Origin of the sequence: Curtobacterium sp. PsM8, from assembly GCF_030433875.1 — a bacterium.
Classification (GTDB): domain Bacteria; phylum Actinomycetota; class Actinomycetes; order Actinomycetales; family Microbacteriaceae; genus Curtobacterium.
This window is the reverse complement of record NZ_JARUXD010000226.1, coordinates 1-213: the sequence shown is the minus strand read 5'-3', so window position 1 is coordinate 213 and position 213 is coordinate 1. Positions and strand designations below refer to the sequence as shown.

1 pseudogene is annotated in these 213 nt (G+C 69.5%); it reads right to left on the bottom strand.

Annotated elements, in window-relative coordinates:
- A pseudogene (locus QCD68_RS17400) lies at positions 1-187 on the bottom strand (SDR family NAD(P)-dependent oxidoreductase); the annotation flags it as partial.
- Positions 188-213 lie beyond the last annotated feature (26 nt).

The window sequence follows — 213 nt, the reverse complement described above, 5'->3', positions numbered from 1 at the left end:
CCAGGACCTGACGGAGTGCAATCGGCGGACGGCGGGTGACCCGCTCGAGGTCACCGTACACCTTGCGGAGCGAACCGTCGGCTATCGCCGTGTAGGTGCTGACCAAGGCGTCGGCCTGCCACGGCTCGGGCTGCCAGCGCTGCCGGGAGGCGTTGGCCTCATCCAGGGCCTCGCGCTGGTAAGACACAGGGCGCCCACGGACCTCGAGGAAGA